Here is a 6191-nt window from a genome sequence, read left to right as displayed (position 1 = left end):
GCGACACGCGGGGCACGCGGACATCGTCCGGGAGCTACTCGACGGCACGAAGGGCTACTACTAGCGCAGCTCCGCGAAGCGGGCCCTTCCCCCAGAAGCCAGGCCAACACGCCTCACGACCAATGCGGGAGAGCCCGTTACTGGTGATCTTCGCATGATGCTGCGCGGCGAACCCTCGTCTTCGCAGTTCTAGACGTCGACCCAGCGACATCACGCATCAAACCTCAGTAGCTGCAGGCCCCGAACGGCGCGTCCCCCGTGCGCGGTGGGAGGCGGGTGACCACGTCGCCCGCCTGGGCCTGCTGCGTCAGCAGTGAGCGCAGCCGTTCGATCTCGTCGTACTGAGCAGCCAACCGCGAGATCGCCAGGATCCTGAACTCGGTCAGCTTCGCCACCTCGCCGTCCCGCCGGGCAACCCTGTCTCTCAGATCGGCGTTCTCCTTCTTGAGCCGCTCAAGCTGCGCGGCGCGGGGATCGACGATCTCGCCGGCGTCCTGCAGCTCCTGGACACGGGCCGTGAACTCCTCGGCCAAGTGCTGGTAGGCGCCTGGCCGGCTCGTGCCGTCACGGTTACGTTTCGCGTAGAAGCCGGTGCGGGTCACCCCCGAGAGCTGGGCGAGTGTCTTCAAGTCGGCCTTGCCGCCGGGCGGGAGGTCGCCCCGCAGGATCTGCTCCATGGCGGCCCGCACGGCCGATTCATTGCTGGCCTTGTCCTGAGCGTTCAGCCGCGGCACGTCATACCGTCCCTTCTGACATGGCGGCATCGAGGTCGGCGACCACGCGCAGGGCCCGCTCGCGCTCGGGGATCAGCCGCTTCCGCTCGCCACGAGGCACCCGAGGGCTCTCGATGAACACGGTGAGCGCGGCGGCTTGCCCCGCCCACACCGGCCGGTGGCAGGGGTGGTGTGTGGCCTGCGGGCAGTGCGCCGAGTCGCACATGCCCACCAGTGGCTTCGTCGCGTCCGGGGTCCCGGCGAGCCGGAGGCACAGAGCCTTGGCCGGGTCACGGAACCAGCAGAAGTTGGCCGACCCGACGTGCAGGGTCTGGGCCTGCTTGCGCAGCAGGCTCTCCAGGTGGGCGTCGTCGTTGAGAACCTTGGGGTCGGACTGGGCCGCTTCGACAAGTTCGGCATCCACGTGGGCGAAGGCCTCGATCAAGCTCCGAGCCCCGGGACCTGCGGGCAGGCGGCCAGCTTGGACGTCGCGGAACGCCTGCACGGTGAGCTGGACATGACTTTCTTCCTCGGCTTCCTCGATCTCGGCGAGGAACAGCCGCTGCGATCCGCCCGGGCGCGCGGCGTAGCCCTCCGTGGTGACGACGGAGATGTGTTTGAGCGCAATCTTCGCGGCGAGGAGACCGCCCGGCCGCTCGGCGATGGCCTGCGCCAGAGTACGCCTGAGCATGCGGGCGTTGACCGGGCCCGCAGGGATGAGCGGCAGGCCCCACCGCTCGCGGTTGCCGGACTTCGCCAGCCAGTTCCGCAAGTTGGCCAGCCGAGCACCGATCATGATCGCGCCGAACAGGGGTTCACCGACGGGGCGGCTGACGAGACGCTCGGCAAGCGCAACGGCGCGGTCGACTTCCTCGATGACCACCCACTCGTCCGGCACCCCGCCGAACGGCTTCCACTTGATCACCCGGCTGGCCAGCCGGAACCGCGCCCCGGCACCCGGGGCCGGCCGTTTACTTGAGCGGCCCCCGACCGCGATCTCGGCCAGCTCGCTGGTCCGCATCCCGCTGAGGGCGCAGGTCAGCACGAGGCACGCCGTGACCACGTAGCTCGCCATGATCTCCACGTCCCCGTCGGCCAGCGGCTGTGTCCAGGGCACCAGTTCCTTGGTGTCTGCCCGGGGGATTGGGGCGGCGTTGCGGGCCCACGCTCCGGCGAAGCCGACCTCCGCGGCGAGTTCGAGCAGAACGGGATCCTCTTTGAGACGCTGGTACGGCTCCGAGCGGCTGAGCTCCCGCACCCCGATCTTGCGGCCGAGGCGACCGGCTGCCAGATACCTGAGAGGTCCACGCTCACCCTGCTCCTCGGCCACCGCTGCCTTCTGAGCCGAGATTGCGGGCAGCGGCTCCTGAGCCGCCCGCATCTGCACCAGGACGTCCCGCATGGCCGGAAGGCGGTCGACGGTGAAGCGGGGCAGGCTCTCCGCGGCGGCCACATCGGCGCGTAGTTCGTCGAGCAGGTCCGCCAGGTGGGGGCCGACGTCGTTGACCGGATAGAGGCAGGTCGCCAGCAGGGGTTGCAGGACGTGGTCGGGCACCCGGGGGACGCGGTTCGCCCGCCCGCTCGTGGTCCCGACGACCGCGGCCGCGGTCCTGCCCGCCCAGGGGGTGAACCCGGGGCGGTGTCCGTCGGTGGACAGGAGCTCGCCGTACAGCGGGACCAGCTTCATGCAGCGGACGATCTCCGAGAGCGTGTCCGGGGCCAGCCGCCGCTGTGGCTTCTCCGGTTCCGGCACGCTCCAGGATCGCTCCTCCAAATATTGCTCACACAACGTCTGGGTCACTTCCTCCAGCGTCTGGATCCCGCTGCTGGTCAGCCAGTTGAACCATGAGGTGAGCTGCATCCGGGTCCGGTTGGCCGTACGCGGGCTGCGGACCCCGCGTTCGGCTAGAGGGCACTGGAGGACGGGCTCGAAGCGTGGCGCGAGGAGGGCCAGGACGACCTCCTTGGTCACCACGCGCCACGCGGGGTTCAAGATCTCGGTGAAGTCCCATTCCAGTTCCCAGTCCTGGATGGTGCGGTGGCGTTTGGTGAGTCCGGTCAGGATCCACAGGTCTTCGTCGAACAGGCTCCGCTTCGCCCCGGGGGCGAGCTGCAGGCCGGCCAGCTCGCAGACGTCAGCACCGGCAAAGGCCGACTCGGCCCGGCGCTGGATGGGACCTGAGGGCAATGGGCGACGCATCACGTGAACTCCTCCGGACGAAGCGGCAGTTCCGTGTCATCATCGGCGACTTCGCGGACGCCCCGGGATCTTGCGTCCGCAGTGAATTTAGGCAGGATCTCGGAGCTGAGGCGGTCGGCGTACGGGCCGAAGACCCGCACGAAGTGCTCGGTGGGCATCTGGCGAAACTGTCGCAGGAAGAACGACTCCAGCCGGAGCAGATTGCCGAAGTGCCGTGGCATGAACACAGCGAGCGGGCACAGCAGGCACACCCAGGGACGGGCAGGGCACGGCTTGCCAGCGGGTCCGTGCAGACCGGCCAGTTGATCGGCGCACGCGGCCGTGAAGACATCCCGCTCCCCGCCCACGAGCGCAGCGATCGCCGCAGAGTCCAGTCCCAGGCGCTCGACGTCACCGGGGAAGCCCTCCACGAACGCGGCCGCCTGCTCGCTGGTCAGGATCACCGGCGGCAGCGCCTGGCGCAGGAGGTCCGACTGACCGTCCTCGATGATCGACTCCACCGCGTCGAGCTGGGCGGGAGTCGTCGGTGTCACGTAGTGATCGCCCTCGGTGCGAGGGGTGTGATTCGGGTCGATCGTGGCTCGCCCGGTCCAACCACGCCGGGCCAGCTGTTCCTCGTACGTCGCGCGGATCCGGCCCCGGTGAATTCTAAAGGGTGCGCCCAGGTCGTCCGTCAGCGCCACCTCTTGGACGAAGGTCTGGCGGGGCTTGCCTGTAGCAGGCGGGCCCGACACCCGGGTAGCGGTGAGCAGGTCCTGCGCGATCCACAGCGACTCGCGCAACGGGTCGTCGGCGAAGATCCTCAAGGGGGCCGAGTGCTCCAACCACTGCTCCAGCAGCCGCACCGCCCGCTTGGGCAGGTTCAGGCTCTCCTTCGCCGCCCGTCCCTTGACGTAGCTCAGCAGGATCGTCGTGTCGCCCGCCCACTCGATGTCATCGAGGCACAGTCCGTCGATGCCGTCCGACACGATGCCGCAGTACATGCCGAAGAGCGTCTGATAGGCGATCAGCGTGTGCGTGCTGGGGAAGAGGTCATTGCGCACCTGTTGCACCAGCTGGCTGCGCGGGCGGTTCCACTTCCCGCCTCCTACCCGCTTGACGAAGTCCGGGTTGTAGGCCATCGGGCCCTCGCGTCGCATGAGCCATGCGATATCAGCCTCGGTGATGCGCCCCTCGACTCGAGGTTCGGTACCCAACTCGGCCAGGCGCAAGGCCTCCTTGTGGCTAGCTCGGCTACTGCGCACAACCGAACGGCACGCCGCCTCCAGGCGCGACCACTCCGCGTCCGTGTACGCCCGGTGCGGACGCGTCGCCTTCTCCGTCTGCATCGGGTTGCCGGCGATGTACTCGCGTACCTCGGGGCGCAGCGCACCGGTGACGGCGTCGAAGCCCTTGAGCAGCATCCGCGTCTGGACCTCGCGGTCGTACCACGTGGTCAGCCAGAACTGCATCAAGGCGGCGCGGGTCAGCTCGGAGGCTGAGCCGTTGAACCCGGACGCGGCCAGGGAGATCACCATCTGGCGCAGCGCGATCGCGTAGAAGTTGGCCGTGTTCCGGGCTCCGATGCCTCCATGCGGATGCGCATTCTCGGCAAACCCGACCGCAAGGTCACGGGCGAGGTGCGGGTTGGGCAGGCCCTCCAAGTCGGCCGTCCAGGAGCGGCCATTCCGCAGCATGAACCGGACAGCCAGCGGGGAGTCGATGACGGTCGCAGTCACAGGGGGTCCTCCTCGTCGTCGAACTCGGCGTCTGCCTCGGCCGCGGCAGCGGGAGTCCGTCGGGCCAGTGCTTCCTTGTAGGCGTCGCGGTAGATCCGAGTGACGTCCAGGCGAGCGATGTAGAGCTCCGTCGACAGGACGCTCTGATGTCCGAGCAGGTCACGCAGCACCAGCATCGGATCGGACTTGATCAGGTACAGGGCCATGGCCGCGTCGTCGCCGGTGTCCGCGGCCAGTGCGGCGGCTCGTCGGTAGAACCCCTTGATCAGCTGCTCGAGGGTGGCCATGGCCATCGTGTGCCTAAGCCGGTGCGCGGCCGTGGTGGGAAAGCGCGGCTCATACCGCTCGCGGATCCTCACCGACGTTCTACGGAACGCGGTTGACCAGTCTACGAAGGGCTTTCCCGTGGATTGCAGTCCCACCAGGGGCGATTGCCCCTCCGGGGTGATCAGGCACAGCCGTTCTGCGGGCCGCAGCTGCCGCCACGATCTGCGTTCCCCGTTCAGATGGGCTCCCTCCCAGTCGGGAGCCTCGACCAGCAAGGGAATACCCAGCCGGGCGGGCGGCCTCCACCGGAACCCTTCGGCCGAGGCGGCGCGGTCCAAGTCGATGTACTGATGCATCTCGGCGAGCGCCCCGTAGTGGATCCACGACGTCCGGGCCTTCTGCCCCTTGGTCAGTGCATGGCCCAGCGGGAAGAGCACGGGCAGGGTGGTCGGACGGGCGGGCAGCGGCGGCACCTCGTAGATCGTGAGGTAGGTGAACTCCTGTTTGCGCAGCCCACTGGACAACACGCTCTTCGCCATCGCGGCATTCCGTGCGCCTTCGCGCGGTCGGCGATACCGCCGGTCCGGCTCACCATCCGGCCCCAGCCCCGCGAGCGCTCGCACGAAGAGTTCGGCGAAGTCCTCCTCGAGGTACTTGATCGTCGTGTGCGGCCGGGGCTGTCGCTCTCGTGCGAGGTTGATCTGTACGTCGACGAGCACGCTATCCGAGATCCGCTTGCCGGCGCGGTAGCTGAACGGGACCGCGGTGCACAGGCCCTCGCTTTGAGCCCACCGATAGAACCTCGACAGGATCCCGACGTGCAGGTTCCAGGTGGTGTGATCCCACCGCTGCTTCAAGGGCCCGTTGAAGCGGTACTCGGCGTACATGCTCAAGGCAGCGCGGAGCTCCTTGCGGTCGCCCAGCGGATGGACCCCGCGGCCCTGGAGGAAGGTCATCCACTCGCACAGGCAGCCCGCGTTGTTCTCCCACGTACGAACAGCTGAAGCTCCTTCGAGGGGCAGCTCCCTCAGCCACCGGTTGGCGTACACGGCGGGGCGAGGTGAGCCGAGGGCGTCCTCGAAGTTCAGGTCGTCGTCGATGAGGACCGGCATCCCGGTCCGGATCAGCGGCTGACGGGACACATTCCAGGTCTCCCACCCCGTCGGAGTGAAGCTGCTCATGTGCATGACCGGAGACGCTAGTAGTGCCTGGTCAGGTCGGTTGGAGTGGTGCGTGTCCTTGGGGCCTGATGTGGCGTTGAGGGTGTGTGACTCCGGACGAGATTGCTGTGGT

4 protein-coding genes are annotated in these 6191 nt (G+C 68.2%); all 4 read right to left on the bottom strand.

From position 1 onward, the window contains the following. Positions 1–224: 224 nt before the first annotated feature. From ACZ4N5_RS42980 to ACZ4N5_RS42965, 4 genes are read right to left on the bottom strand one after another with little or no spacing between them, the layout of a single operon-like run. Positions 225–734, bottom strand: a complete 510-nt coding sequence (locus ACZ4N5_RS42980; RefSeq protein WP_467762404.1) for a hypothetical protein — start codon at positions 732–734, stop codon at positions 225–227. 1 nt (position 735) lies between these two features. After that, positions 736–2913, bottom strand: coding sequence for a hypothetical protein (locus tag ACZ4N5_RS42975; protein WP_467762403.1), 2178 nt, complete (start codon positions 2911–2913; stop codon positions 736–738). Then, the gene (locus ACZ4N5_RS42970; RefSeq protein WP_467762402.1) at positions 2913–4631 is read right to left on the bottom strand and encodes a hypothetical protein; all 1719 of its coding nucleotides are present in this window, start codon (positions 4629–4631) and stop codon (positions 2913–2915) included. Before ACZ4N5_RS42970 ends, ACZ4N5_RS42975 begins: the two co-directional genes overlap by 1 nt. Then, positions 4628–6079 (bottom strand): site-specific integrase, encoded by a 1452-nt coding sequence (locus tag ACZ4N5_RS42965; RefSeq protein WP_467762401.1) that lies wholly within the window; start codon positions 6077–6079, stop codon positions 4628–4630. The genes ACZ4N5_RS42970 and ACZ4N5_RS42965 overlap by 4 nt, the downstream gene beginning before the upstream one ends. Between the last annotated feature and the right edge of the window lie 112 nt (positions 6080–6191).

It is taken from the genome of Streptomyces sp. NPDC026500, from assembly GCF_055567635.1.
Note: the sequence above shows the minus strand (reverse complement) of the source record. Positions and strands in the feature narration are given on the sequence as shown.

What these genes read in the sequence shown, in the direction of transcription:
- ACZ4N5_RS42975 (WP_467762403.1), bottom strand. Translation starts at nt 2,913, where the DNA reads ATGCGTCGCCCATTGCCCTCAGGTCCCATCCAGCGCCGGGCCGAGTCG.
- ACZ4N5_RS42965 (WP_467762401.1), bottom strand. Translation starts at nt 6,079, where the DNA reads ATGAGCAGCTTCACTCCGACGGGGTGGGAGACCTGGAATGTGTCCCGT.